Source organism: Streptomyces sp. NPDC003077 (assembly GCF_040611095.1).
Lineage (GTDB): Bacteria > Actinomycetota > Actinomycetes > Streptomycetales > Streptomycetaceae > Streptomyces.
Genome location: NZ_JBEXNM010000071.1, coordinates 1 through 24,605, shown reverse-complemented (window position 1 = coordinate 24,605; position 24,605 = coordinate 1). Strand labels below are relative to the sequence as shown.

Annotated in this window: 22 protein-coding genes; 15 read left to right on the top strand and 7 right to left on the bottom strand. The window is 73.3% G+C overall.

Features of this window, described 5'->3' with window-relative positions; all coding sequences use genetic code 11:
• Window positions 1-205 precede the first annotated feature (205 nt).
• From ABZX96_RS31835 to ABZX96_RS31820, 4 genes are all read left to right on the top strand, one after another.
• The gene (locus tag ABZX96_RS31835) at window positions 206-946 is read left to right on the top strand and encodes a nuclease-related domain-containing protein (protein WP_355551083.1); all 741 of its coding nucleotides are present in this window, start codon (window positions 206-208) and stop codon (window positions 944-946) included.
• Window positions 947-1,302: 356 nt separating this feature from the next.
• Window positions 1,303-1,749, top strand: coding sequence for a hypothetical protein (locus ABZX96_RS31830; protein WP_355551081.1), 447 nt, complete (start codon window positions 1,303-1,305; stop codon window positions 1,747-1,749).
• Entirely contained in the window at window positions 1,746-4,940 is a 3,195-nt protein-coding gene (locus ABZX96_RS31825) for a tetratricopeptide repeat protein (RefSeq protein ID WP_355551079.1), read from the top strand. The genes ABZX96_RS31830 and ABZX96_RS31825 overlap by 4 nt, the downstream gene beginning before the upstream one ends.
• Window positions 4,941-5,527: 587 nt before the next feature.
• Window positions 5,528-6,472 (top strand): bifunctional aminotransferase class I/II-fold pyridoxal phosphate-dependent enzyme/GNAT family N-acetyltransferase, encoded by a 945-nt coding sequence (locus tag ABZX96_RS31820; protein ID WP_355551077.1) that lies wholly within the window; start codon window positions 5,528-5,530, stop codon window positions 6,470-6,472.
• 151 nt (window positions 6,473-6,623) lie between these two features.
• Here the strand turns inward: ABZX96_RS31820 and ABZX96_RS31815 are convergent, their stop codons facing one another.
• The 3 genes from ABZX96_RS31815 to ABZX96_RS31805 all read right to left on the bottom strand — a co-directional run bounded on the left by ABZX96_RS31815 (window position 6,624) and on the right by ABZX96_RS31805 (window position 8,815).
• Complete coding sequence (locus tag ABZX96_RS31815) at window positions 6,624-6,881, bottom strand: hypothetical protein (protein WP_355551075.1); 258 nt, start codon at window positions 6,879-6,881, stop codon at window positions 6,624-6,626.
• 90 nt (window positions 6,882-6,971) lie between these two features.
• The gene (locus ABZX96_RS31810) at window positions 6,972-7,655 is read right to left on the bottom strand and encodes a response regulator transcription factor (RefSeq protein WP_355551073.1); all 684 of its coding nucleotides are present in this window, start codon (window positions 7,653-7,655) and stop codon (window positions 6,972-6,974) included.
• Window positions 7,652-8,815: a sensor histidine kinase gene (locus ABZX96_RS31805; protein WP_355551072.1), complete on the bottom strand. Its 1,164-nt coding sequence runs from the start codon at window positions 8,813-8,815 to the stop codon at window positions 7,652-7,654. Before ABZX96_RS31805 ends, ABZX96_RS31810 begins: the two co-directional genes overlap by 4 nt.
• A 175-nt stretch (window positions 8,816-8,990) precedes the next feature.
• Between ABZX96_RS31805 and ABZX96_RS31800 the strand changes: the two genes are divergently transcribed.
• Window positions 8,991-9,428, top strand: a complete 438-nt coding sequence (locus ABZX96_RS31800) for a hypothetical protein (protein ID WP_355551070.1) — start codon at window positions 8,991-8,993, stop codon at window positions 9,426-9,428.
• On the opposite strand, the gene ABZX96_RS31795 is transcribed toward ABZX96_RS31800, so the two are convergent.
• On the bottom strand, window positions 9,349-10,053 hold the full coding sequence (locus tag ABZX96_RS31795) for a hypothetical protein (RefSeq protein WP_355551068.1): 705 nt from the start codon (window positions 10,051-10,053) through the stop codon (window positions 9,349-9,351). The two genes, ABZX96_RS31800 and ABZX96_RS31795, sit on opposite strands and share 80 nt — an antisense overlap.
• Window positions 10,054-10,258: 205 nt before the next feature.
• Between ABZX96_RS31795 and ABZX96_RS31790 the strand changes: the two genes are divergently transcribed.
• Genes ABZX96_RS31790 through ABZX96_RS31780 form a run of 3 tightly spaced genes read left to right on the top strand, consistent with a single transcriptional unit; the run spans window position 10,259 to window position 12,171 of the window.
• Window positions 10,259-10,807, top strand: a complete 549-nt coding sequence (locus ABZX96_RS31790) for a hypothetical protein (RefSeq protein WP_355551066.1) — start codon at window positions 10,259-10,261, stop codon at window positions 10,805-10,807.
• Entirely contained in the window at window positions 10,786-11,523 is a 738-nt protein-coding gene (locus ABZX96_RS31785) for a hypothetical protein (RefSeq protein WP_355551064.1), read from the top strand. Before ABZX96_RS31790 ends, ABZX96_RS31785 begins: the two co-directional genes overlap by 22 nt.
• 51 nt (window positions 11,524-11,574) lie before the next feature.
• Window positions 11,575-12,171 (top strand): hypothetical protein, encoded by a 597-nt coding sequence (locus tag ABZX96_RS31780; protein ID WP_355551062.1) that lies wholly within the window; start codon window positions 11,575-11,577, stop codon window positions 12,169-12,171.
• Window positions 12,172-12,249: 78 nt separating this feature from the next.
• On the opposite strand, the gene ABZX96_RS31775 is transcribed toward ABZX96_RS31780, so the two are convergent.
• The gene (locus ABZX96_RS31775; RefSeq protein ID WP_355551060.1) at window positions 12,250-12,687 is read right to left on the bottom strand and encodes a GNAT family N-acetyltransferase; all 438 of its coding nucleotides are present in this window, start codon (window positions 12,685-12,687) and stop codon (window positions 12,250-12,252) included.
• Between the two features lie 245 nt (window positions 12,688-12,932).
• Between ABZX96_RS31775 and ABZX96_RS31770 the strand changes: the two genes are divergently transcribed.
• From ABZX96_RS31770 to ABZX96_RS31755, 4 genes are all read left to right on the top strand, one after another.
• Window positions 12,933-13,382 (top strand): hypothetical protein, encoded by a 450-nt coding sequence (locus ABZX96_RS31770; protein ID WP_355551058.1) that lies wholly within the window; start codon window positions 12,933-12,935, stop codon window positions 13,380-13,382.
• Between the two features lie 271 nt (window positions 13,383-13,653).
• Window positions 13,654-14,757 carry a serine hydrolase domain-containing protein gene (locus ABZX96_RS31765; protein ID WP_355551056.1) on the top strand — a complete coding sequence of 368 codons (1,104 nt, stop codon included), beginning with the start codon at window positions 13,654-13,656 and terminating at the stop codon, window positions 14,755-14,757.
• A gap of 359 nt (window positions 14,758-15,116) precedes the next feature.
• Entirely contained in the window at window positions 15,117-16,157 is a 1,041-nt protein-coding gene (locus ABZX96_RS31760) for an aliphatic amidase (RefSeq protein ID WP_355551054.1), read from the top strand.
• A 452-nt stretch (window positions 16,158-16,609) separates the two neighbouring features.
• Window positions 16,610-16,843 (top strand): hypothetical protein, encoded by a 234-nt coding sequence (locus ABZX96_RS31755; RefSeq protein ID WP_355551052.1) that lies wholly within the window; start codon window positions 16,610-16,612, stop codon window positions 16,841-16,843.
• 1,137 nt (window positions 16,844-17,980) lie between these two features.
• On the opposite strand, the gene ABZX96_RS31750 is transcribed toward ABZX96_RS31755, so the two are convergent.
• Both ABZX96_RS31750 and ABZX96_RS31745 read right to left on the bottom strand, forming a co-directional pair.
• Window positions 17,981-19,423, bottom strand: coding sequence for an FAD-dependent monooxygenase (locus ABZX96_RS31750; protein WP_355551050.1), 1,443 nt, complete (start codon window positions 19,421-19,423; stop codon window positions 17,981-17,983).
• Between the two features lie 368 nt (window positions 19,424-19,791).
• Window positions 19,792-21,243 (bottom strand): amidase, encoded by a 1,452-nt coding sequence (locus ABZX96_RS31745; protein ID WP_355551113.1) that lies wholly within the window; start codon window positions 21,241-21,243, stop codon window positions 19,792-19,794.
• Between the two features lie 132 nt (window positions 21,244-21,375).
• On the opposite strand from ABZX96_RS31745, the gene ABZX96_RS31740 reads away from it, so the two are divergent.
• From ABZX96_RS31740 to ABZX96_RS31730, 3 genes are all read left to right on the top strand, one after another.
• Window positions 21,376-22,002, top strand: coding sequence for a helix-turn-helix domain-containing protein (locus ABZX96_RS31740; protein ID WP_355551049.1), 627 nt, complete (start codon window positions 21,376-21,378; stop codon window positions 22,000-22,002).
• A 355-nt stretch (window positions 22,003-22,357) separates the two neighbouring features.
• On the top strand, window positions 22,358-23,638 hold the full coding sequence (locus ABZX96_RS31735) for a VWA domain-containing protein (protein ID WP_355551047.1): 1,281 nt from the start codon (window positions 22,358-22,360) through the stop codon (window positions 23,636-23,638).
• A complete protein-coding gene (locus ABZX96_RS31730; protein WP_355551045.1) occupies window positions 23,638-24,504 on the top strand; it encodes a hypothetical protein in 867 nt (288 codons plus the stop codon). Before ABZX96_RS31735 ends, ABZX96_RS31730 begins: the two co-directional genes overlap by 1 nt.
• Window positions 24,505-24,605: the final 101 nt, after the last annotated feature.

The following is a 24,605-nucleotide window of genomic DNA, read 5'->3' as shown; positions in this document are numbered from 1 at the left end:
ATTTCCCGCGGAACCGGATGGATGCCGGAAGGCGACCGGCCGGTATTCCATGGGGAGTTGGTCAACTTCCGTGGGCGCGCCTTGGGCACCTGGAGACGGACGGAGACGCATGCAAGCGGACGTGCCCTGGGCGACGGGAGATGTCAGTGCCTCTCGCTACCGTTCTGGTGTCGGAGGTGGAGCGTCGGCAGGAGGGGGAGAAACGATGGGCGTACGGGGGAGTGGTGCGGGTGCCGGAGCCAGCGCCCGCCGGATGGCCGGGGTCGTCCGGGCCGCTCAGCGCGTCGCCCAGCACGAGCGCGCCCGGCGGTTCCTCCCGTGGGCCGCGGTGGGTGCCGCCGTGGTGGGTTGGGCGCTGGGCGCGCTGTGGGGCTGGGGGATCGGGGTGCCGGCCGCCGTCGGGGTACTGGCGTACGCCGTGTGGCAGACCTATCGGCGCGGCGTCAACACCTGGGCGATCGGCGCGGCCGGCGAGGAGCGCACCGCCCGCTTGCTCGCCCCGCTCGCCCGCCGTGGTTACGTGATCCTGCACGACCGCGCCGTCCCCGCCGGCCGGGCCAACTTGGACCACCTGGTCGCCGGTCCCGCCGGAGTGGCCTACATAGACACCAAGAATTGGCGCGCGAAGCGGGCACGGGTCACCGTCTACGGAGGACTGCTGCGCTACGGCCGGTACGACAAGACACGCGAGATACAGACCGTCTTGTGGGAGGCCGAGCAGGCGTCCCGCGCGCTCGGTGTGCCCGTCCGGCCGGTCATCGCCGTGCACGGCGCGGCCGTTCCGGCGCCCCGGGGCCGCCTTGAGCTGCACGGGGTGACGATCATCGAGGCCAAGCGGCTGCGGGGGATGCTGGAAGGCCTGCCGCCGCGGCCCGGATGGGACGCGGACCGGCTCACCGCGATCCGGCGGCTCGCCGAGCGGCGACTGCCGCCGCACGCCGCCTGATCCGCCGTGGCGCGGATCCGAACGAGGGCGTTTCGGCCTCGACGGAACAGGTGGGGGAGGAGCCACCGGTGAAAGACGATCTCCAGCCCAAGGGCGTCGACAGGGATACCACCAGCCCAAGGACCGCCGGAAAGGGCACCAGCCCAAGAACCGCCGGAAAGGGAAGGAGCCTCAGCCAAACAGCCACCAGGAAAAGGACCGTCCAGTACAGGCGACGAGCACCACCCACCCCCTCGATAACTCCCACGCGGCAGCCCGGTGCCCGCAACACCACCCCATCGGGGGATTGTCGCGGGAGAGACGCCACACGCCGATTAGCCTGACCCGCACAACCGCACCAACCGACGGGGGACTTCATGTCGGATCCGATGACCGTGCTGGCCATGACGGGGGCGACCACCGTCGTGGCGGCGATGGCCACCAGCGCATGGGAAGGGACCCGGCACCGGGTCGTGGAACTCTTCCGGCGCCGGGACGCGGAGCGTACGGCGGCTCTCGAAGCCCAGTTGGACGGTGACGCCGAACTGGTCCTGGACGAAGGGGCCGAGGCCGACGGCGTACGCGAGGACCTGGCGCGCCTCTGGGCACGTCGGATCGCCGCGCTGCTGCGGGACCACCCGGAAGCCGCCGCCGACCTGCGATCCCTGGTGGCCGAGACCGCTGCCGCCCTGCCTCCCGCGGCGCAGACCTGGACGCAGCACATCACCGCGCACACCGGCGGCACGGCGTTCGGCGCGCAGGGCCCGGGCAGCAGCGTGCACGTGCACCCGTACCCGCCGGCCGCCGGCGACGTCCCCGCGTGACCGGCCAGGGCTCTCCCGCGGGCCAGCAGGTGCGCGCCGAGGGCGGTTTCGCCTACGGCGCGATCGGGGCCGACATCCACGTGTATGCGGGCGGCCCGCCCGTCTACCTGCTGGTGAACTGGTCCCCCGCTCCGGACGCGGACCCGCGGTGGCTGCGCGAGTTGCCCAGCCGCATGCTCAGCGCCCGCCACGAGATCGTTCCCTTCACGGGCCGCGCCGGTGACCTCGCAGACCTGCACGCCTGGCGCACGTCGGAGCGCCGGCTCGCCGTTCGCTGGCTCCACGGGCCCGGCGGCCAGGGCAAGAGCCGTCTCGCGGCGGCGTTCGCCGGGGAGGCCGCCGCGGAGGGCTGGAAGGTGGTGCGGGCCGTCCACGGTCCCGGAGCCGTACTGCCGCCGCCCGGCAGCCAGGACCTGCGGACCGACGGCGCCGCCGGGCTCCTCCTCGTCGTCGACTACGCCGACCAGTGGCCCCTGCTCCACCTGACCTGGCTGCTGAGCAACCAACTGCTGGCCCGGCGGGGGCTGCCGACCCGCGTGCTGATGCTCGCCCGCGGCACCGACCTGTGGCCGGCCGTGCGCGCGTGCCTCGTCGAGGCGCAGGCCGCCACCTCCGCCCACGTCCTGGAACCTCTCTCGGGTGGGGACGCGGGCGGCGGGGAACGCGCCGACATGTTCCGCGCCGCCCGCGACAGCTTCGCCGCCCGGCACGAACTGACCTCCGCGACGGGTATCGGACCGCCGATGCCCCTGGACGGCGACGACTTCGGGCTGACGCTCGGCATCCACATGGCCGCGCTGGTCGCCGTGGACGCCCACCGGTACGGACGGCGCCCGCCGACGGACGCCGCGGGCCTCGCCACGTACCTCCTCGACCGCGAACGGCGCCATTGGACGCTGCTGTACGAGCACGGCACGGCCCCCGGCCCGGCCGCGGCGGGCGCGACGTACACGACCCCGCCGGAGGTGATGAACCGCACCGTGTTCGCCGCCGCCCTCACCGGGCCGGTCGCGCGGCCCACGGGCCGTGCCGTCATCGCGCGGGTCATGGGGACGGCGCATCAGGCCGATCAGGTCCAGCGGGTCACGGGGACGGCCCATCCGGCCCACCCGGTCGCGCGGGCCACGGAGACGGCGCGCCCCGCGCACCCGGACGATCGGGTCACCGGGACGGCACGCCCGGCCGATCCGGGCGAGCGGGTCACCGGGCCGGTCGCGCGGCCCACGAGCCATGACGCCATCGCACGGGTCACCGGGACGGCGCGCCCCGCCCGCCCGGACGAGCGGTTCACGGCGACGGCCCGCCCAGCCCCTCCCGACGAGCAGATCACCGGCACGACGCGCCCCGCCCACCCCGTCGAGCAGACCCTCGACGACCACGCGACCTGCTACCCGCCGGCCGACCCCGACCGGCCGACGGTCCTGGAGCCGCTGGTCCCCGACCGGTTGGCCGAGGACTTCCTCGCCCTCACGCTCCCCGGGCACGCCGCCGACTACCCGTCGGCCCCTTGGGCGCCGCGCGCCCTGAGCACCCTGCTGCCGCGCACCGCCGACGCGCGCGTGACCGACTGGACTCCGCGCGCGATGACCCTCCTGGCCGCGTCCGCGCAGCGGTGGCCCCATCTGCGCCACCAGCACCTGTACCCGCTGCTCCAGCGGGCTCCGTGGCTCGCCGTCGCGGCCGGGGGCGGCGCGCTCGGCGCCCTCGTGGCCCTCGACGACATCACCCCCGACCTCCTGGAGGCCGTGGAGGGATGGCTGCCCCGCCACGAGAGCCCCGATCTCGACCCGGCCCGCGCCGCCCTTCTCCTCCGTCTCGTCCCCCACTGGCTGGCCACCACCGACGACCCCGCCCGGCACGCCCACGCGCACAACAAGCTCGCGGGCGCGCTGACCGGCGCCGCGCGCTACGAGGAGGCGCACGCCGCGACGGAGCGCGCCGTCGCCCTGTATGAGGAACTGGCGGCGCGGGACCCCGGAACGCACGCCGCCGACCTCGCCGTGGTGCTGAACAACCTCTGTGCCGGCTTCGACCGGCTCCGGCGCGGGGAGGAAGCCGCGCAAGCGGGGCGCCGGGCGGTGGACATCGAGCGTCGGCTGGCCCGCGCCGATCCGGACGGCCACCGTGCCCCGCTGGCCCTCGCCCTCTCCACCCACGCCGGGGCCCTGCGGCGCAACGGGCAGTGGGTGGAGGGCCTGCGGGCCCAGGCCGAGGCGCTGGAGGCCTACCTCCGGTTGTCGCGGGAGCGACCCGGCGCCTACGACCGGGAGCTGGCGACCACCCTCCTCAACCTCGGCGTGGACCTCGCGGCGGCGCTCCAGGAACCCGCCGCCCTCGCCGCGACGCACGGGGCCGTCCTCCTCCTGGAGAAGAGGGCCGGCGTCGATCCGCCCGGCCGCGAGGGGACCCTGGCCCTGGCCCTGTCCAACCTGGCACGGCTGCTGGTGCCGCGGGGCCCGGTGTCCCGCGTGCGGCCCGAGGCGTACGAGCGCGCCCTGGCGGCGAGTACCCGTGCGGTGGAGATCGACCGGCGGTGCGCGAAGGCGAACCCGGACGCGCTGGAAGCCGCGCTGGAGCGATCCCTCAGGGTCCACGCCCGCGTCCTGGAAGCCGGGGGACACCCCTGCGCCGCACGCGCCGCGCGCGACGAGGCCGACACGCTGCTCGCCCGCCAGCCCCGGGCGTCCCGCCCTCACGACCTGAGCGACGTCGCCGAGACCGCGTACGACAGGTCGGACGCGTGCGCCGCCCTGGACGAGGCCCGACTCGCGGTCTACCGCTACATGGCGCGCGTGGACGTCCGGACGTACGGAGCGTCGCTTCTGGCGCACCTGCCTGGCTCCTCCTCAGGGCGGGACCACCTTTCCGTGCTGGAGGAGATCACCGACGTGCGCCGTCGCCTGGCCGCCCGGAACCTGCCGGAGCACGGCCCGGCGTACGCCTTCGCGCTCGGTCAGTTCGGGCTGGCGCTGTGGTCGGCAGGGCGCCGGCCGCAGGCCATCGAGATGCTGCGGCGATCCGCCGAGGCGCACCGCGACCTGGTGGCGGTGAATCCGCGCCGGCACCGGGAGGGCCTCGTCCGGGCCCTGCGGACCCTGGCGACGTTCCTGCGGGCGGCGGGCCACTCCGGCGAGGCCCGCGCCACCCGCCGCGCGGCACGCCGCCACCGGTGGCCGTTCCTCCGGAGCTGAACTCCCGGCGCCCCGCGGACCGGCGTGACGAGGGACGAAGGGGGCCGGTCCGGCGGCTCGGACCACAGACGAACGGACCGGGCGAAGTACGCACGTCGGCCGACACCCCGCGCGCGTCTCGCGCCGTGGACCGGCTTTGACATCGTCAGCCGACCGACCCCAGGCGAATTGGCCACCGCTGGCGCCGTCACCGGTTTTATGACGGTCTGAAGGCCCCACCCGGAGCCGTACTCGCGGGTGACCGGGGCCGGGGCCACGGCAAGGCGTCATCCGCTCGTCACCTGTGTGGGCGCTGGAAGCCGACCCGGCGGGGCCGCTGAATATCGCCGGAGTCACCGTGAACAGAGGGGCTGTGCGGCGATACGGGGCCAGATGGCAGTCAGGCGATCGAAAAAGCTTTGCTTACAAGGACGGTGACGGGATAGATGTTGCTCCCGAACCCCCCACCACACAGGACGGGGAACACGACAGCGAGAGGAGGGACAAGCCCGTGAGCCCCTTGATCACAGCGCTGGTGTCCTCCCGGGGTGCGGACCGCGTCTGACCCCCGGAGCGGACGGGCGCCGTCACCGGAGCGTGCCTCGACCGTGGAAACGAACGACCTGACCGTGCGTCCGATCACCGGACGCGAAGAACTCGACCTCTTCCGCCACCTTCCCTACGTCCTCAACGGAGAACTGGCGGACGACCTCGCCACCGGCCGCCGGCGACCGGAAGGGATGTGGGTCGCCCTGCGCGGTGATCGCCTGCTGGCCAGGGCGGCCTGGTGGAGCCGATCCGCCGGCGACCCACCGCTCCTCCTCGACGTCCTCGACATCGACGACCGCGCCTCGGGCCTCGATCCCGTGGGCATCGGGGCGCGGCTCCTACGCACCGCGATGGCCGCCATCCTCCCGAACGGGTCCCGCCCACCCGAGTACAGCCGTTTCGTCCCGCCGGACTGGCGCGAGAACGCGGCCACCAGGCGCGCCGTCGAGAACCGCATGACGGTGCTGGAACGGACCGGCGCCCGCCTCCTCGTCGAACGACTGCGCCTGGAATGGCGCCCGGAAGCGAAGGTCCCCGAGCCCGGCGGGCGCCTCGCCTTCCGGCCGGTCCACGGTGCCGGGGAAATCGTGGCGCTCATGGCCGACGTCCTGGACGGGACGCTGGACGCGCACGGCCGCGACGACCTCAAGCGGATGTCCGCTCGCGAAGCGGCCGTCAGACAGTACGAGGACGAGCTGACGCGTTACCCGAGCCCGCGGGACTGGTGGCGCATCGCCACGCTGCCCCACGGCGAGCCGGTGGGGTTCGTCATCCCGGCACGCAACGACTACAACGCGATCATCGCCTACCTCGGGGTTCTGCCCCCGCACCGCGGCAACGGCTACGTCGACGACCTCCTCGCCGAGGGCACCCGCATTCTCGCCGCGCGGCACGTCCCCCGCGTCCGCGCGGCCACGGACCTCGGCAACGTCCCGATGGCACGCGCCTTCCGGCGCGCCGGTTACGTCAATTTCGAGCGTGAGATCAACATGACGTGGGACTGATCGAGCACGGGGCGGGACGCCGCGAACGGTGTCCCCCCACGTGCCGCCGCGGCGAGGCTCCGGCCGGGGCCGCTCCCGATGCGGACCGTGGAGTCGACCGGGCGAGGCGGGCCCAACGGGACACGGTCCCGGCCCGGGAGCGTGGCACGACTCACCCGCCCCCCTTCCACGGCCCCAAGGCCCGCCCGGCGCGCCGGACGGCGACAACGCCGCCGAGCACGGCACAGCCGATCGGCACGGCCACGAACGCACCCAGCAGCACCCCGGCCCCCTTCAGGTCGGGGGCGCGGCCCAGGACGAGGGTGAAGAGGGCCGCCACGCCCTCGGTCAGCAGAAACCCGGCGGCGGCGCCGACCAGGCAACCGGCGACGGCGGCAGCGGCCTTGCCGGAAGGGGAACGCGTGTTCATGGTCAACAGCCTCGTCCCGAGGCGGGCCGGCGGCGTCGGCCCGGAGCGGTCACCTGCCGTACCCCACCGGTCGCGGGTGCCGGCGCCCGGCTACGCCCCCGGTTGTTCCTCGGTCAGCCAGCCGGGGGTGACCATGCCGGACTCGTACGCCAGGACCACGAGCTGGGCGCGGTCGCGCACGTCCAGTTTGGTCATGATGCGGCTGACGTGGGTCTTGGCGGTGGCGGGACTGAGGACGAGGCGGGCGGCGATCTGGTCGTTGGTCAGTCCGGCGGCCACCAGGACCATGACCTCGCGCTCCCGCTCGGTCAGGACGCCCAGCCGCGGGCCGGGCTCGGGGGCCTTGACCCGCGCGGCGAACTCGGCGATCAGGCGGCGGGTGACCGACGGGCTGATCAGCGCGTCGCCGCGGGCCGCCACCCGCACGGCGTGCACCAGTTCCTCCGGCTCGGTGTCCTTGACCAGGAAGCCGGAGGCCCCGGCGCGCAGTGCCGCGTACACGTAGTCGTCGAGGTCGAAGGTGGTCAGGATGACCACCTTGACGCCGTCCAGCCGGGCGTCGGCGGCGATCCGCCGGGCGGCCTCCAGACCGTCGACGCCCGGCATGCGGATGTCCATGAGCACCACGTCGGGGCGCAGTTCCCGGCAGACGGCGAGCGCCTCCTCGCCGTTACCCGCCTCGCCGACCACCGCGAGGTCCTCCTCGTCCTCCAGGATCGAGCGGAACCCGGCGCGCACCAGGCGCTGGTCGTCCGCCAGCACAACGTTGATCATGACGGGGGAAGCGCTCCGTTCGTGTAGGGAAGCCGGGCCCGTACCGAGAACCCTCCACCCGGCGCGAGCCCCGCGGTCAGCTCTCCGCCCAGCGCGCGGGCCCGCGCGCGCATACCGGCGATGCCGCTGCCGCCCCGCACGCCGCCGGGCCCCGGCCCCCGCCCGTCATCGCTCACCTCGACCGTGACGTGCCGCGGCCCGCGGTCGACGCGGACGGTGACGGTGGTGGCGTGCGCGTGGCGGGCCACATTGGTGAGCGATTCCTGGACGATGCGGTATGCGGCCAGGTCCACCTCGGTGGGCAGCGCCCCGTGCGCGCCGCCCGTCCGCGTCCGCACGTCCAGCCCCGCGAGCCGGGCGGACGCGACCAGCTCGCCGAGCCGCTCCAGCCCGGCCGCGGGGGCGGTCGGCGCCGCCTCGTCGACCTGCCGCAGCACCCCCAGCGTCGCCCGCAGCTCGCGCAGCGCCTCCCGGCTGGACTCCTTGATCGCGCCGAGCGCCTCTGCGGCCTGCAGGGCGCCGGTGGCCGGGTCCTTGTGCAGGCGGCGCAGCGCCGCCGCGGACTGGACGTTGACGAGCGAGATGTGATGGCCGATGACGTCGTGCAGCTCCCGCGCGATGCGCAGCCGCTCCTCGGTCGCCGCCCGCCGCTCTACCTCCCGGGCGTGGACCAGGCGGGTGTGCCGCACCCAGCCCAGCGCGACCGTCCCGACCAGCCACCCGGTCAGCATGAACAGGGCGACGCCGGTCACGTCGTGGTTGCCCGCCAGCGTGCCGATGCCCGTCCCGACGACGATCAGCGCGGCCAGCGCGCTCGCCGCCTGGAGGTGCCCCTCGGCCGCCACCCGGTAGAGCGCCACGACGAACGCGAGCATGAGCGGCCCGTCGTACACGCTGGTCAGGTAGTACGAGGCCGTGGCGGCCAGCACGAAAGCGCCGACGGCCACGGGACGGCGGCGGGAGAGGGCCAGTGCCCCGCAGGCCGCGAGGATCAGCGCCCACCCCAGGACGGTGACCGGCCAGGGCTCCTCCCGCGCGCCGATGAGCGACCGCAGGCTGCCCACGGCCACCACCAGGAAGACGCCACCGGCGAGGGCGAGGTCCGCCGCACGCCCGCGCGGCGGCCACAGACGGGCACGGAGGACGAGGTCGGGGGCCATGCGGCCAGCCTAAACAGGCCGCCCGGCCGGTGCCCCCGCCCCGCGGCGGAACCTCCCCGCGCCCGCTGTACCACCACGGTGGTAGGCCCGGCCGCGCCGCCGCAACCGGTGGGGTAGGGCAGGTGCCCGCCGTCGGCCGACGCCCCGGACGGGGGCGCCCGGCGACGCTGGAGCCATGCACACCACCACCGACACCAGCCTCCCGATGAGCCGGCGGCTGCGCGGCCTGAACCGACCGCTGATCGCCGGCCTGACCGCCGTCGCTCTCGTCCGCCCCCTGTTCTCCCTCCTCGGCCTGAGCGACGCGCTCGGCAAACCCGCCACCCCCCTGCTCCTGACCCTGGTCATCTCCCTGACCTGGATCGCCGCCGTCGGCCTGCGCCGCGTCCGCGAACCGCTCCTGACCCTCGTCGTCACCGGCCTGGCGTACGCGCTGGCCGTGCTGGTCCTGAGCGCGATCCTCTCCCCACTGCTCACGGGCAGGCTCCAAGGCCCCCTCGCCCAGCCGCAGGCGATCGTCCCGCTCTTCGCCATCAACGCCCTTTGGGGCGCGCTGTGCGGCCTCGCCGCGACGGGGCTGCGCAAGGCTCGCCACGGCCGTTCCGGTTCCTGACGCGCGGCGGACGCCGCCGAGCCCGCCCGATGCCTCGCGGCCCCGGCGCCCAGCGCACGGCGGCCGGGAACCCGGCGGTGTACGCCGCGCCGAAAATGAGCGGCACCCCCTGTTCCACATAGGTCAGCGGTACGTGGCGCCGCCAGTTACGGCCCGCGCCCCGGGCGCCCCACTCCGCCTCCGAGTACGCGAGCGCCGGCAGCCTCCGTTCCAGTGCGCCGATCACCGCGTACTTGGTGGCGTTGAGCCGGCGGTGGGAGCGCGTCATCACGAAACAGGCCAGGCACTGGGTCAGAAGGGTGATCAGCCCCGCCGGCAGCAGCCACACCGGACCGCCGCGCCAGTTCGCCGGGGAGGCGGTGGCGAGGGCGGCGACGACCGCGGTGTTGAGCGTCAGGAAGAAGGTGTTGGTGAGGTTGCGGCGGGGACCGACCCGGTCGGCCGTCTCGACGCACAACTTGTACCGCTCCAGGATCGCGCTCTGGTAGCGGTCCGTGCTGCGGCTTGCCGCAGCGGTGCGCCGACCGCGGACGCGGTCGCGCTGGAGGCCCGCGGCGAGGGCCCGTCCGCGAACGACGGCCGCCGACGTCGGCGCTGGTGCAGATCGGCGGGCGAGGCTCGGCACCCGGTTCACCACCGCGCGGACGACGAGCAGACGTTCCCGCCGTTTGCCGCCTCAGATGCCGGATGAACAGGCTGGAAGCCGGGCTTGTCGCCGCGGCCGGCCACCAGCATCGTCTACGCCGGGCGGGTGTGCGCCTGCGCCGAGATGGCGCGGTCCTGCCGGTTCGCCGTGTCGTGCAGTGCGAGTGGGGTAAGGGGAGGCTTCCATGGCACCTTCGACCACTCCGGGGCTGGTCTGGGCATCGCCGTTCACTCTCGAAGGGGGGATCACCGCTGATCCGGCGGTGGCCGCGAACGCGGACGACCGCCTGTCGGTCTTCGTGCGGGGCGGCGGTTGGGACCTGTACGTCAGGTCGCAGAAGCGGGACGGGACCTGGGGCGACTGGACACCGATCGCCGGAAGCGCCGGAAACGTCGCGGGTTCCCCGGTGGCCGTGCGTGCCCCCGACGGCATCATCAGCGTCGTGTGGCGCGGCCCGGACGACAGCATTTGGGCCGCCCGGCAGGCGGGGCTGAACACCGACGCGTACGCGCTCACGAAGATCGCCTCCGGTGCGGCGAGCGACCCGGCCGTGGCCCTGAACGCGGACGGCCGCGTCTCGGTCTTCTACAACGGCACCGACCGGGCGCTGTGGCACGTCTGCCAGACGAGCGTGACCTACCCCAGCGGCTGGAACCGGCCCGAGAGCCTGGCCGGCGACACCGGCACGCACAACTCACTGGCCCCGGCCGCGTGCTCGGAGGCGACGGCCTGATCCAGGTCTTCGTCCACGGTGCGGCCGACGAGATCTGGGGGATCAGGGAGAAGAGCCCCGACAGCACCAGCAGCTGGAGCAGCTACTTCATCGTCTCCGCGCGCAACGCCGGGGTCATCGGGCCGCCCACGGCCGTCACCGACGCGGACGGGCGCATCCGCGTCTTGTGGCGGGCCGGCAACGTCGGCTACCACGCCGTCCAGCCCGCCGGCCACGGCATGGTCTACAACATCCCGGGCACCACCCAGGGCAAGATCGGGGAAACGCCGGTGGCGGTCCTGGCCATGGACGGCCGCCTGGAGGTTTCGTCATCGCCGACACCCGCGCCCTGTACGTCTGCGAGCAGAAACAGGCCAACGGCGACGACTTCGCCGACGCCGCCCACCTGGGCGGCACCGTGGCCGGCCGGTCCCGGCCAGGTACCACGACAACCGCGTCGTGGTCGTCTACCGCGGCTCCGACAACAGCGCCTGGGCCGTTCAGCAGAACTTCGCCTAGAGCCCTGCTCCTCCGTGCCCCCGGCCCGGCACGCCGCCGGGGGCACGGCCGTGCACCGCCACATCTCGCGGTCCGAGGGCCGGCGACGGACGGAGCACATCGACCGGGTAAACGTGCTCCGCACGTACAAGCGACATCGGAACTCGCTGATGTCGATCAACGATTCAGTCCCGGAACGCCGTCCGAAGCCGCTTGCAAACGCCATCCCGACCTACTGACACAGCCACACGGGGGAGCGCCGCCCGTCAGGAGGCACTAGTTTCGTACGCGTGACCACATCGTCTGTCATGTTCGTCAACGAGGGCATCTTCGCCGTCTCGGACGACGCCCCGGTGCCCATGGACACGGTGCGATGGTCCAACGGTCTCGCCGCGCCGATGGATCTCGGAGCGTGGATCCTCACCGGCATCAACACCGGCAACGTAAGCATCCGGGCCGAAGTCCTCGACGCCCCGCCGGCGGTGGATGCCGCTGAGTGGGACGAGATCGTGGAGATCAGCGTCCGGACCGTCGAAGGCGACCTGCGCGTCCATTCCGGTTACGTGATCACGCCGGACGACCTCCCGGTGCTGAACCCCCACGGGCCGGGCTGGTACCGCATGCGCGTCCATGCCCGGGGGCGCGCGGCCAACCCGGACGGAGTCGGCGAGGAGCCGCTTGAGTACTACCTCGTCGCCATATGGCCGCAGGAACGGACAGCGGCCGTGGTCATCCGCTCAAGCCAAATGATCGAAGACGCGTTGCGGCGCCATGCCGGGGTGGTGCCTGATCAGGGTGTCTTCCGCCACCCACCGCGAGCAGACAGGGAGAGCAGCGGTAGGACCGGCCAACGGGCCCGGCTCCTGCGCTCTATGAGGGAGGACTGATCTGCCGACGGTTCACGGCTGGTCCGCGGTGCGGACGGCAGCCGGGGCGGCGGCAGCACCCGCAAGCGGTTCGGCGCCTCACGACAGCGGAAGTTCGAGTTCAAGCTCGTGGCGGATCGGGATGTCGTCCAGGCCGAGTGCGGGGATCGTCGGTTTGAGCAGGCGCGATTGATCCGCGGCGTCGCGGTGCAGGGCGACGAGGTCGAAACCGTAACGCTGGTAGAACCGCAAGGCCCGCACGTTGTCGTTCGTCGTGACCAGCCACAGGCGGCAGGCCCCTGCCGCGCGTGCCGCCCGGACCACGGCATCCACCAGCGCGCTGCCCACCCCGACTCCCTGCCGCACGGAGTCGAGCGTGACGAGTTCGCACTCGCGGCCATCGACGCGGTACGTCGCGACGCCGGCCCGCCTCCCGTGCCGTCGCGCCACGAATCCCGGCAGGGCCGTGGTGTCGTGAGCGACCCCGCGGCTCACCGAGACGGTCCCTCCCCAGCGCGCGGTGAACAGCTCACGCACCCAGCCGGTGTCCTCGTCGGTGAACGGCCGTACCGTCAGCTGTACTTCAGGGTGCCCGTCTGTGTCCATCCGGCCAGGATCTCAGACGGCGACGCCGCCTGTCCGGCGGGGCCCGCGGCCAGGCGGCAGCGCACCCACCGGTACCTGATGACCGCCAAGGACGAACCGAGAGCACGGCGAGAGAGGACGGTGTGATGATGCCGGAGCCCTGTACCAACCCCCGGCCGGAAAAAGGGAGATGCAGCATGCAGTCCGCACGGATTCGCCGCCTCGGCGCCACCGCGTTCGCCGTCCTCGCGATCGGTACGGGTGCCGTGGCCACTGCCGCTCCGGCGGTCGCCCAGAGCGATTGGCCCGGCTCCCTCAACAACAACGTGATCATCCGCGACATCGCGCTCGCGCCGAACAAGGCCGTCACCGTCGGCGTCACCTATGTCTGCGAGCGGACCCCCGAGCTGTACATGAGCGTCTCCTGGGAGCTGGCCGACCGGGACTGGAACGTCGACAATCCCCGGGGCTCCACCTCGATCCACAAGCTGACCTGTGATGAGGAGGTGCACGACATACAGGTCACGATGCCCGCCGCCGCGGACAGCCTGCCCTTCGGCAAGGGCGACGCCGTCCGTTCCGAGGTGGATCTGAGCAGCCTTGAGGGCCTTCCGTACGCCTACACGAAGAGGGTCAAGACCCTCTGACGGTGCGCGGACGTGCGGCCCGCAGTCCGCTGTGACGCCCTTTCCCCGGTCCGCCCTCCAGCCGATTCCGAAGGACCCGCTGGAGGACGGAGGGGAGCGGGGCCCAGCCACACACGGGCGGCCGAGGCCGCCGGCCAGGCGCCGGTTCCCCGCCGGGGTCGCCGGTGACGGCAGGACATCGGCCGACGGGTTCCGCACCGGCGCGGCGGTGCCCCCCGTCGCCACCGAATTCGGGTGACCGCGGTGTGGCCATGCGGACACAATTCCGTGCATGGCCGAAATACACGGCACTTATGATGATCTGTTCTCCGCGGTGCCCAGCGCGCTGGCGGGGTTGCTGGACGCGGGGGACACGGGGGCGTCGGCGGCGGTCTTCGTGGACGGTGAGCCGGTGGTGGACGTCTGGGGCGGTTTCGCCGACGCGGACCGCGTGTTCCCGTGGCAGCGCGACACGATCACCAACGTCTGGTCCACCACCAAGACGATGACGGCGCTGTGCGCCCTGATCCTGGCCGACCGCGGCGAACTGGACCTGGCGGCGCCGGTCGCCCGGTACTGGCCAAAGTTCGCCGCGTCGGGCAAGGAGGGCGTGCTGGTGCGGCACGTGCTCGCACACACCGCGGGCCTGCCCGACTGGGAGGGGACGGTCGAGGACCTCTACGACTGGCCGGCCGCCACGGCGCGGCTGGCCGCGCAGGCCCCCCGTTGGGAGCCGGGCACCGCGGCCGGATACCACTCGATCACCCAGGGCTTCCTCGTCGGGGAGGTCGTGCGCCGGATCACCGGCCGCGGTGTGGGCGCGTTCTTCGCGGACGAGGTGGCCGGGCCGCTCGGCGCGGACTTCCACATCGGGCTGTCCGCCGAGCACGACCACCGGGTCTCGCCCACCCTTCCGCCGCCGTCGCGGGACGAGGACTACGCCGCGAGCGCGCCCGGCAGCGCTCCCCCTGCCGCCGGGACCCGGCTGCGGGTGCGTGACGGCAACAGCGTGGCCTGGCGCCGCGCGGAGATCCCCGCGGCGAGCGGATTCGGCAACGCCCGCTCCGTGGCCCTCGTACAGTCGGTCATGGCGTGCGGGGGAGCGGCGCGCGGAGTGCGGCTGCTGTCGCAGGCGGGCTGCGACCGTGCATGGGAGGAGCAGTTCAGGGGCGAGGACCGCGTCCTCGGCATGGCGATGCGCTACGGCCTGGGCTACGGGCTGTTCGGCAGCACCTACGGCTGGGGCGGCTGGGGCGGGTCGATGGTCATGATCGAGCCCGATGCCCGCATGGTGGTGGCGTACGTGACGAACCAGATGCTCGTTCCCGAGGGCGACAACCGCGGACTGGAGATCGTGATGGCCGCTTACGACGGGCTGAAGGGCCTGCGCCCCTGACCCTGTCCGCCCGGGCTCGCACCAGGGGCGTGCGGTGGTCGCCAGGCGGCTTGGCGAGCAGGCTGGACCCGCCCGGTACGCCGGAGACGCTGAGCGCGGCCGTGCCCCGTCACGGGTCTCGCCCCGCACGGTCGTGGCTCGGGCGGACGCAGGGGACCGGCCCGGCGCCTTGATACGGCCCTGGCGGTGATCGCCGCGCGCCCCCACCGCCGTAAAGCCGATCAAGGCCGGACCCGGTTGGCCGCGGGTCCCGAGGCTAGCCCACTCCGCGCGGCTCACGCTTTCCTGGTGTTCTCCGTCCGAAGGATCCAAAGGAAAGGGACGGACGGGAATAGCCGGTGAACGGGAAGGAGCGAACCATGCGGCACGGTGACATCGCGTCGAGCCCGGACACGGTCGGCGTCGCGGTGGTCGGCTACAAGATGCCCCGCCTGCATACCAGGGAAGAGGTGCTGGACAACGCCCGCAAGATCGCCGACATGGTGGTGGGCATGAAGACCGGCCTGCCCGGAATGGATCTCGTGGTGTTCCCCGAGTATTCCACCCAGGGAATCATGTACGACACGGATGAAATGTACGCCACCGCGGCTGCCGTTCCGGGCGAGGAGACCGAGATCTTCTCCGCGGCCTGCCGAACGGCCCGCACATGGGGCGTTTTCTCCCTCGCCGGCGAACGGCACGAGAACCATCCCGACACCCCGCCGTACAACACCCTCGTCCTGATCAACGACCGGGGTGAGATCGTGCAGAAGTACCGCAAGATCCTTCCGTGGTGTCCGGTGGAAGCCTGGTATCCGGGCGATTCCACGTACGTCACCGAAGGGCCGAAAGGGCTGAAGATCTCGCTGATCATCTGCGATGACGGCAACTACCCGGAAATCTGGCGGGACTGCGCCATGAAAGGCGCCGAACTGATCGTGCGCTGCCAGGGCTACATGTACCCGGCCAAGGAACAGCAGGTCCTGATGGCCAAAGCCATGGCCTGGGCGAACAACTGTTACGTCGCCGTGGCCAACGCCACCGGTTTCGACGGGGTGTACTCGTATTTCGGCCACTCCGCGATCATCGGCTTCGACGGCCGCACCCTGGGCGAGACCGGCGAAGAGGAGTACGGCATCCAATTCGCGCAACTCTCGGTATCGGCCATTCGTGACGCGCGGACCTACGACCAGTCCCAGAACCATTTGTTCAAGCTGCTGCACCGCGGCTACTCCGGAATCCAGGCCGCGGGGGAAGGCACGGCGGGGGTGGCGGACTGCCCGTTCGACTTCTACCGCCTGTGGGTCACCGACCCGCGGAAAGCGGCGGAGAACGCCGAGGCCATCACCCGCACCACCACCGCCGTACCGGAACGCCCGGCCAGCTCCCTGCCGGACGAACGGGCGGACCGGACCGACTGACCGGGCCGACTGACGGGACTGGCTGACGAACCGAGCGACTCGGCCGACCCGACCGGATCAAGCCTGGCGCTGGTCGCACAGGCGGCACGAGAAGCCGTGCGAGAGCCGGTCGGCCGAGTGCTCGAACGCACAAAGAGCATGCGCGATGGTGAGCGGGGCGGCGGCCTGCGGTGCCGCCGCCCCGCTCGTCTCCTGCGCGGAATCGTCGCCCGAGCCGCCCCGGGCCCAGTGGTCGGAACCGGCGGCGGCGTCACCGTCCCCCGGCCCGGTCCTTCCGACCGCCCGAGACCACGGCGGCACCGCTGGTGGCGGGCCAGTGGGACGGCCGCCGGCACAAGACGGCACCGCGACAGCCGGATTGCGGGCGTCCCACCGGGAAGAAGCTCCGGCCCGATGCCGGACGGCCCGTCAGGTCACCGTCACGGCCGCTTCGCCCCCCGTACGTCTCCTTCATGCCGCACAGCACGATCGACGCGTCCGGCATCCCGGACGAGGACACCCGGCGGCAGAAGGTCCTGGCCCGCGGGGCCGGGATCACCGAACCCGGCTGCCGGACCATGGACAACAACGGCGGCTCGTACACCATCGAGGTCATCGGCGCGCCGCCGCCGGGCCATCCGTACCGCGTACTGTACGTGCAATGGGCACCGAACCGTCCTGGCACAGAGGAGACCTGGGCCTCATGACAGCTACCCCTTGGCTGGGCGACCCGCCCACGGACGGTGAGCGGCTGACCGCCTGGGCACTGTCCCGGATCGCGTCGACGGCCGCCGAGGACGCGCTCATAGACGCGGTGATCGACATCGAGTACGCGGCACGCGCCACCGAAGCGGAGCTCGGCGGCCGTTTCGGCGCCGCCGTGGTGGGCGACCCGACGACCCGGCGGCACGGGGGACGGCAGCGTTTCCCCCTGGACGGGATCTCCTCCCGCCGCCTCCGGGAAGAGGACAGCGACGAGCCGTGGGCCGTACTGCTCGACCCGGCCCGCCTGATCCGGGGCATCGGGTCGGTGATCCGGGCATGCCGCGGCCGGGAGGGCATCGACCTCACCCTCACTCCCCACCCGCTGTTCGCCGTCCCCACCGACCCCTGGCTGCCACCGGGCGCCCACAGCCTGGCCGTCCGGCTCGACCCGGACACGGGCGTCCTCCGCTCCGCCCAGCTCCACGACGAACGGGGCACTCTGGCGACGGCCCGGGTCGGCGAACTGAACATCCGTGATGTGCGTTCTTCGGCGCGGGCGGCCTCGACCCTGGCCCGCATGGCCACCACCCTGCTGGAGCCCGTCCGTCTGACCGCGGAAGTGCACATCGAGGCCGATCCCCATGACGACCTCTCCCTCACGTCCGTGCCCTCCGCCCGCTCCTGGACGGTCTCCCGCGACCGGGACACCCTGACGATGACGGGCGACTACGCACCGGACCGGACCAGCCCGGCGGCAGCCCGCCTGGCCGAACTCCTCACCCCGGCCCGTATCGTCTCCCACCTCGCCCACGTCACGGCCGCATCACCCGGCTCCCTCCGGGCCACGGTCCGTCCCCTGCGCACTTTCCCGTTCAGCGCCTGGGCCCCGGACGAGGCCCTGACGTGCCACTTCACCGTGGACCCGGCGACGGGCGTCCTCGTACGGGCCGAAGCGGCAGCGGACGGACGCACCGTCTTCCGCCACACCGTCACCGCACTGGGACCCGAGGGAACGTGCTCAGCCGGTGGATCACGGCTCCGCCGACCGCTGATCGCGAGCAGTGCGGCGGAGGACGGCCGACCGGTACCAGTAGGGGAGCGCGGGGAAGCCGCCCTTCGGACGGGCGGATCGCCGCCGGTCAGCCCGCGCCGTGGGCCGTCCGGGGTGCCTCGCGGCGGGCCCGCCGCTCCCGCGCGGTCAGGGGCGGTCCCTCCAGGGGGCGGCGCAGGGGCCCGCGCGCCGCGGACCAGAGGAGCCCGGGCGTGACGAGGGTGGTCAGCGGCGCCTGGAGCGTCATCACGTCCGTGAGCGCCTTGGAGACCCGGGAGGAGCCGGTCGCGGTCTTCTGCAGGCGTGCGACGTACCCGCTCAGCACGCGGTCGGCGAGGGTGGGGCTCCCCCCGACGACGCCGGGAAAGAAGATGTCCTGCCCGGTGGACAGGTTCCACGCCAGGGACACGGGCCGGGCCAGGGCCCGCTGGACGCGACGCGCCAGTCCCGCGCGGCCGAGGCCCTCGGTGGCGACGAGCCGGCGAAGGGCCAGCGCGCCCTGGGCCGCTGCGGACATGCCGTGCCCGTACACGGGGTTGAACGAGGCGACCGCGTCCCCCAGCGCGACGAATCCCTCGGGCCAGCGCTCGGCCTTCTCGAAGTATCTGCGGCGGTTGACGGTGCTGCGGGTGACCACCACGTCGGTCAGCGGTTCGGCGTGGGATATGAGCTCACCGACGAGGGGGTGCCGCACGGCTCGGGCGAACGGCGCGAACGCCTCGTTGGCGCTGGAGGGTTCACCGCCCCGGGTGCCCGAGAGCGTCACCAGCCATCGGCCGCCCTCGATGGGGACGAGCGTCGCGGCCCGCCCCGGCCGTGCTTCCTGGGCGTTGGCCTGGACGTATACCACCGGGAACCCCTCCGTTCCGGCCGGTGCGCGGAAGACGCGGCTGGCGTAGACGAGGCCGGAGTCGACCTCGCGTTCGGGCACGGGCGGGATGCCGAGCCGGGCCAGGAGGTCGGGAGCGCGGGAGCCGCGCCCGCCGGCGTCCACCACCAGGTCCGCAGGCAAGGTGTCCTCCTGTCCCTCCGCGGTGCGGTAGCGCACGCCGGTGACACGCTGGGCGCTGCCCGACAGGGCGAGGAGTTCGGTTCGGGTCAGGACGGTGACCTTCGGCAGGGCCCGGACGCGGACGCGCACCGCCCAGTCCATGAGGTCGCGGCTGCAGGCGATCGTGAAGTGTGTTTCCTCCCAGCGCTGGAACCAGCCCTGGGGGCTGAGGAAGACCAGGCCGGTGGGCAGGGGAATGCGCCGCGCGCCCGCCGCGATCCACGCGTCGGTGATGCCGGGGAGCAGGTCTTCCATGGCCCGGGCGCCCCCGGACCACAGCAGATGGGCGTGGCGGGCCTGCGGCAGTCCTTTGCGCGGGGCCGCGTCCGCGGGGAGTTCGTCGCGCTCCAGGATGGTGATGGTGTCGACGGCCTCGTGGAGCGCTGCCGCGGCGAGCATGCCGGCGAGCCCGCCGCCGACGATGACGGCGCGTCGCGGGGCCGGGGGCTTGGGCGCGGAGGATTCCGTAAGGGTGTTCATGGCCGACCGTTCTCGTGCGAGCGCGGCATGGGCGAGGGACGGACCACATGCTGCACCGCATCGATCACCAGGTGAAGGGGCGGACGGGCCGGGGCTCTCACCGGACGGCGCGGTGCGGTGCGACGCCAGGCGACGCGGGCCGGTGGACGGTGCGGTGCCAGGCGACGCCGGGCCGAGCGTGCGACGGGCAGCCGGCGATGCGCCGAAGGCGTCCGGCCCCGTTCGGCCTGGTCGAGCGGCAAGGGGCCGGTTCCCGGTCGAGGCGTCGAGGAGTCGAGGAGGAGAAGGAGGAGAGCGCGGCCCCGCGGCGCGGGGCCGGCGAGACGGGTGTTTGTCTCCGCGGATCGCCGGCCCTCCAGGAGCGCTCCTCAGCGGCCCGTACGTTCCCCCGCCCACACCGCGGGGGTCCGGTCCGCCCAAGGGCAGGCCTCTTCGAGTTGGCCGGCGAGGCGGAAGAGGCGGTCCTCGCGTCCGTAACCGGCGGCGAACTGCATCCCGATCGGGAGCCCCGTCTCGGCGTCGGCCGTCACCGGCACGGACATGGCGGGCGTGCCCGCCACATTGAACGCCGCGGTGAACGGCGAGCGGTCGAAGACGCGGTCGATCCAGCCCGGGCCGTCCAGCGCCTCCGCGCCCTGGGCGTAGGTGCCCAACGGCACGGGAAGTTCCGGCAAGGTCGGGGTGAGCAGCACGTCGTACGCGTCGAAGGACCGGGCCAGGCTGCGGGCGACGCGGTTCCGGATCCCGAGAGCGGCCACGAACTCGGGGCCGGTGACCCGCTGTCCGTAGTGGTGGCCGGCGAGGGTCACCGGTTCGAGGGTCGAGGAGTCGACGGGCCGGTCGAAGGCCGCGGCCAGCTCGTCGATCGAGGCCGCGAGGTTCGCCGTCCACACGCGGGCGTTGGCCAGGACGAACTCCTCCCAGTCGCTTCCCAGGTCTGCCTCGGCCCCCTCCACCCGGTGGCCGAGGGATTCGAGCAGGCGCGCGGTGCGGGCGAGCGCATCGGCGACCGGTGGGGTGGTGCGGCGTCCGCCCCACGCCTGGCAGAGGACGCCGATCCGCAGCGAGCCCGGATGGCGGGTGACCTCCTCCGCGTACGGCCGCGACGGCTCCTGGGCGAAGTAGGGGTCACCCGGTTCCGGACCGCGGATCTGGTCGAGCAGGACGGCGCTGTCGCGTACGGTGCGGCTGACGCTGCCGTGCACGGCCAGGCCGCTGAAGACCTCGTCGGCACCGGGGCCCATGGAGACCCGGCCACGGGTGGGCTTGAGCCCGAACAGGCCGTTGTAGGCGGCGGGGACGCGGAGCGAGCCCGCGGCGTCGGTGGCGTGGGCGATCGGGACCACCCCGGCGGCGACCGCCGCGCCCGCGCCCCCGCTGGATCCGCCCGCGCTCCGCTCCAGATCCCACGGGTTGCGGGTCGCGCCGTACAGCACGGGCTCCGTCGTGATGCCGTAGGCCATCTCCGGCGTCGCGGTACGCCCGAACGTCACCAGGCCGGCGCGGCGGAAGCGCCGCATCAGGGAGGAGTCGGCGCCGGCGACGTGGCCGGCCGCGAGACGGCTGCCCAGCTCCATGGGCCTGCCGGCCATGGGGACGCCGATGTCCTTGATCAGGAACGGGACGCCGGCCAGCGGCGAGCTGCCGGGGGAGGGCTCGTCGTCGGCCGGCCAGGTCTCCACGACGGCGTTGATCCGCGGGTTGACCGCCCGCGCGGCCTCGTGTGCGGCTGCCTCCACCTCGGCGGGGGTCACCTCGCCGCCGGCCACCAACTCCGCGAGCCCGACCGCGTCGAAGCTCACGTACTCGGAAACTCTCACTGTCACTCCAGGACAAGAAGTAATACCGATCGGTCTCCAGCGATACCGATCGGTATCGCGTGGAACGGATTGGTACCGTAGCAGAGGCGAGGGGACCCGCCCGCACAAACGACCGAACGTCACGGAGCAGTCATGGCATCGACCACCAGAAGGCCGAGCAGGGTGGCCAAACTGCCGCCGCGCGAGCGCATCCTCGACGCGGCGGAAGAGCTCTTCCAGAGCGAGGGGATCCGGCGGGTGGGCGTCCAGGCGATCGCCGAGCGGGCCGAGACCACCAAAATGGCGATCTACCGGCACTTCGAAACCAAGGACGCGCTGGTCGCGGAGTGGCTGCGGATCGTCGCCGCCGACTACCAGGCGGCCTTCGACCGGGTCGAGACCGCCTACCCCGGCCGGCCCAGGGAACAGATCCTGGGCCTGGCCCGCTTCATCGCCGAGGGGCTGCCGGCGCTCTCACACCGGGGCTGCCCGTTCGTCAACTCCCTCGCCGAGCTGCCCGACCGCTCCCACCCCGCACGGCAGGTGATCGAGGAGCACAAGGCCCACCAGACCCGCAGACTGGTCGGCATGTGCACCGAGGCCAGGCTGCCCGACCCCGAGCAGGCCGCGGCCGAGATCACCTTCCTCCTCGAAGGCGCGCAGGTCAGCACGCAGAACGGAAGCATCGACCAGGCGGGGGACCGGCTGATGAGGATCGTCGAAGGAATCCTGGATCGGCACGGCACCCCCCGCGCCCCGTCCCGCATGACCACCGACTGACCGGACCACCCCGCGCCCGCACGTACGCGGCCGGCCGCGGCCACAACAGCGCCCCGCCGACGCGGCGCAGGCCGCGGCTTCCGGCGCCGGGCACCGCACCACGACCAGGCCCGCCTCTGACCGCCCGGGGCCCGGACGGTGGACGAAGGCCGGTCGGCGGGACAGCCGCCGACGGCTCCCGCACGCTCCCCGGACACATCCGGACGCCACCCCGCACCGCTCGTATGCCGTCCGCGCTCCGAACGCTCCTGGCGCCCAAGTGGCGCGACCTGACCGGTGCTCCGACCCCTGACTTCGCGTCAGCCGATCCCGCCCCGTTTTGATCACCGACCCCGATCATCAATACGATCCGGCGATGATCACAAGAAAACGGCTGGTGGCCGGGGTATGCGGGCTGCTCGCCACCCTGGCCGTGGGACTCAGCCCCACCACCGCGGCAGCCGCCGGAGAACCGGACACGGACAAGCCTTCCCCCAAGGTCGAGCTGGTGCTCGATGTCAGCGGATCGATGCGGGCCCGCGACATCGACGGGCAGAGCCGGATGGCGGCGGCGAAGCAGGCGTTCAACGAGGTGCTGGACGCGGTGCCGGGCGAGGTGCAGCTGGGCATCCGCACCCTCGGCGCGAACTACCCGGGCCCCGACCGCAAGACCGGGTGCAAGGACACCAAGCAGCTCTACCCGGTCGGGCCGCTGGACCGGACCGAGGCGAAGACCGCGGTGGCGACGCTGGCACCCACCGGCTGGACGCCGATCGGCCCGGCGCTGCTGGGCGCGGCCGACGACCTCAAGGGCGGTGACGCGACCCGCCGCATCGTGCTGATCACGGACGGCGAGGACACCTGTGCCCCGCTCGACCCGTGCGAGGTGGCGCGGGACATCGCCGCCCAGGGCATCCACCTGACCGTGGACACGCTCGGGCTGCTGCCGGACGCCAAGACCCGCCGCCAGCTCAGCTGCATCGCGGAGGCCACCGGCGGCACCTACACCTCCGTCCAGCACACCAGCGAACTCCGGGACCGCGTGCACCAACTGGTCGACCGGGCCGCCGATCCGGTGGTGAACCCGGTGGCGGTCCAGGGCGCGGATCAGTGTGCCAAGGCGCCGGTGCTCAAGCCGGGCCTCTACAGCGACCGCGAGAAGTTCGCCGAGCACCGCTGGTACCGGGTGGACGTGCGGCCCGGCCAGGAACTGCGGGCCTCGGCGAGCATCGGCGCCGACCGCGCCGTCAACAACGACTACGGCATCCTGCTGCGCGCCTCGACCGTGCACGGCCGGGAGATCGTGCGCGGCTCGGAGGCGGGCGACGGGCGCACCGACGTCATCTCATCCGGGCTGCGTTACCCCAAGGCGCTGCTGAAGAACGCCGACGGGGACGCGAAGGACGCGCCGGAGACCGTCTGCCTCCAGCTCAGCAACTCCTTCGCGGCCCCCGCCTCGGTCAAGACCGAGCCGGGGTTGCCGGTGGAACTGGCCATCGACCTCGTGGACGGCCCCTCCACCGCCTCGGACGTCGCCTCCTTCGGCCTGGGCCGGGGCTGGTGGCTGCTGGGCGCGCTGGCGGTCGCCGGTCTGGTGGCCGGTCTGCTGTGGGGCTGGCTCTCGCGCTGGCGTATCGCCGTCTGGAGGACCAACTGATGCGCAACCGTAGGTTTGTGACCGCGGCCCTGCTGGCGGGTGCCGCGCTCTTCGGCACGGCGGGCTCCGCGCTGGCGGACAGCCCGTCGCCGTCGTCCTCGTCTTCGTCCTCGCCGAGTGGCGCCGCTGCGGGGCCGACCGAGGCGGGGACCTCCTTCCGCACCGCGACACCGGTCCAGCCGGGGCAGCGGGCGACAGCCGGCGCGTCCAGCGGCGACTACCTGTACTGGGTGGTGCCCGTGGACACCGGGCAGCGCGCCACGATGAAGGCGACGGTGACGCTGCCGAAGGCGGCCCGGCACGGCGCCTCGACCTGGCGGCTGGACGTCTACGACGGGCTGCGCCGCCGTCAGGCGTGCGCGTACGGCGCGCAGTCCAGGACGGCGGCGGCGGACGCGGCCTCGGTGGAGCTGTCCTGCACGCTGCGCACGGTCCGCTCCTGGGCGGAGCAGTGGTCCGACGACCCGCTGCCGGGCGCCTATTACGTACGGCTGACGGTCACCGGCCTGCCGCAGGAGGACCTGGGCCTGCCGGTCAGCGCCGCGTTCGAGCCGACCGTGGCCGAAGCGGGCGGCGCGTACGCCGTGGACGGCAAGCTGTCCGCCCCGCTCGTGCCGGGCGTCGCCTCGGCGAGCCCGAAGGACGGTGAGAGCCCGGGGGATGACCAGAGCGCGTCGCCCGCGTCGTCGGCGGGCAAGCGGTCCGCCGGCGCGCTGGAGCCGGAGGGCGGCTGGTCCTCGGGCCACTGGTCCGACCGATGGGTGTGGACGGCGCTGGGCGGCCTGCTGGCAGCCCTCGCCGGGATCTTCGGATACTCCCTGACACGCGGCTCCGGCCGCCCGTCCCGGGTACCGCCGGGCGCCTGAGACGCTCCGGACACGCCGAGCGGGGCGGTGCGCGGACCCCGTCAGCGCCACGCCCCCCCCCCCGTCCTACCGGGCCGGGGGTGGGGCCCCCCGGGCCGGGC

Excerpts from the sequence above, each read along its gene's own strand:
- ABZX96_RS31835 (WP_355551083.1), top strand. The coding sequence starts at position 206 with ATGGGCGTACGGGGGAGTGGTGCGGGTGCCGGAGCCAGCGCCCGCCGG.
- ABZX96_RS31830 (WP_355551081.1), top strand. The coding sequence starts at position 1,303 with ATGTCGGATCCGATGACCGTGCTGGCCATGACGGGGGCGACCACCGTC.
- ABZX96_RS31815 (WP_355551075.1), bottom strand. The coding sequence starts at position 6,881 with ATGAACACGCGTTCCCCTTCCGGCAAGGCCGCTGCCGCCGTCGCCGGT.
- ABZX96_RS31810 (WP_355551073.1), bottom strand. The coding sequence starts at position 7,655 with ATGATCAACGTTGTGCTGGCGGACGACCAGCGCCTGGTGCGCGCCGGG.
- ABZX96_RS31805 (WP_355551072.1), bottom strand. The coding sequence starts at position 8,815 with ATGGCCCCCGACCTCGTCCTCCGTGCCCGTCTGTGGCCGCCGCGCGGG.
- ABZX96_RS31800 (WP_355551070.1), top strand. The coding sequence starts at position 8,991 with ATGCACACCACCACCGACACCAGCCTCCCGATGAGCCGGCGGCTGCGC.
- ABZX96_RS31790 (WP_355551066.1), top strand. The coding sequence starts at position 10,259 with ATGGCACCTTCGACCACTCCGGGGCTGGTCTGGGCATCGCCGTTCACT.
- ABZX96_RS31770 (WP_355551058.1), top strand. The coding sequence starts at position 12,933 with ATGCAGTCCGCACGGATTCGCCGCCTCGGCGCCACCGCGTTCGCCGTC.
- ABZX96_RS31765 (WP_355551056.1), top strand. The coding sequence starts at position 13,654 with ATGGCCGAAATACACGGCACTTATGATGATCTGTTCTCCGCGGTGCCC.
- ABZX96_RS31760 (WP_355551054.1), top strand. The coding sequence starts at position 15,117 with ATGCGGCACGGTGACATCGCGTCGAGCCCGGACACGGTCGGCGTCGCG.
- ABZX96_RS31755 (WP_355551052.1), top strand. The coding sequence starts at position 16,610 with ATGCCGCACAGCACGATCGACGCGTCCGGCATCCCGGACGAGGACACC.
- ABZX96_RS31750 (WP_355551050.1), bottom strand. The coding sequence starts at position 19,423 with ATGAACACCCTTACGGAATCCTCCGCGCCCAAGCCCCCGGCCCCGCGA.
- ABZX96_RS31740 (WP_355551049.1), top strand. The coding sequence starts at position 21,376 with ATGGCATCGACCACCAGAAGGCCGAGCAGGGTGGCCAAACTGCCGCCG.
- ABZX96_RS31735 (WP_355551047.1), top strand. The coding sequence starts at position 22,358 with ATGATCACAAGAAAACGGCTGGTGGCCGGGGTATGCGGGCTGCTCGCC.
- ABZX96_RS31730 (WP_355551045.1), top strand. The coding sequence starts at position 23,638 with ATGCGCAACCGTAGGTTTGTGACCGCGGCCCTGCTGGCGGGTGCCGCG.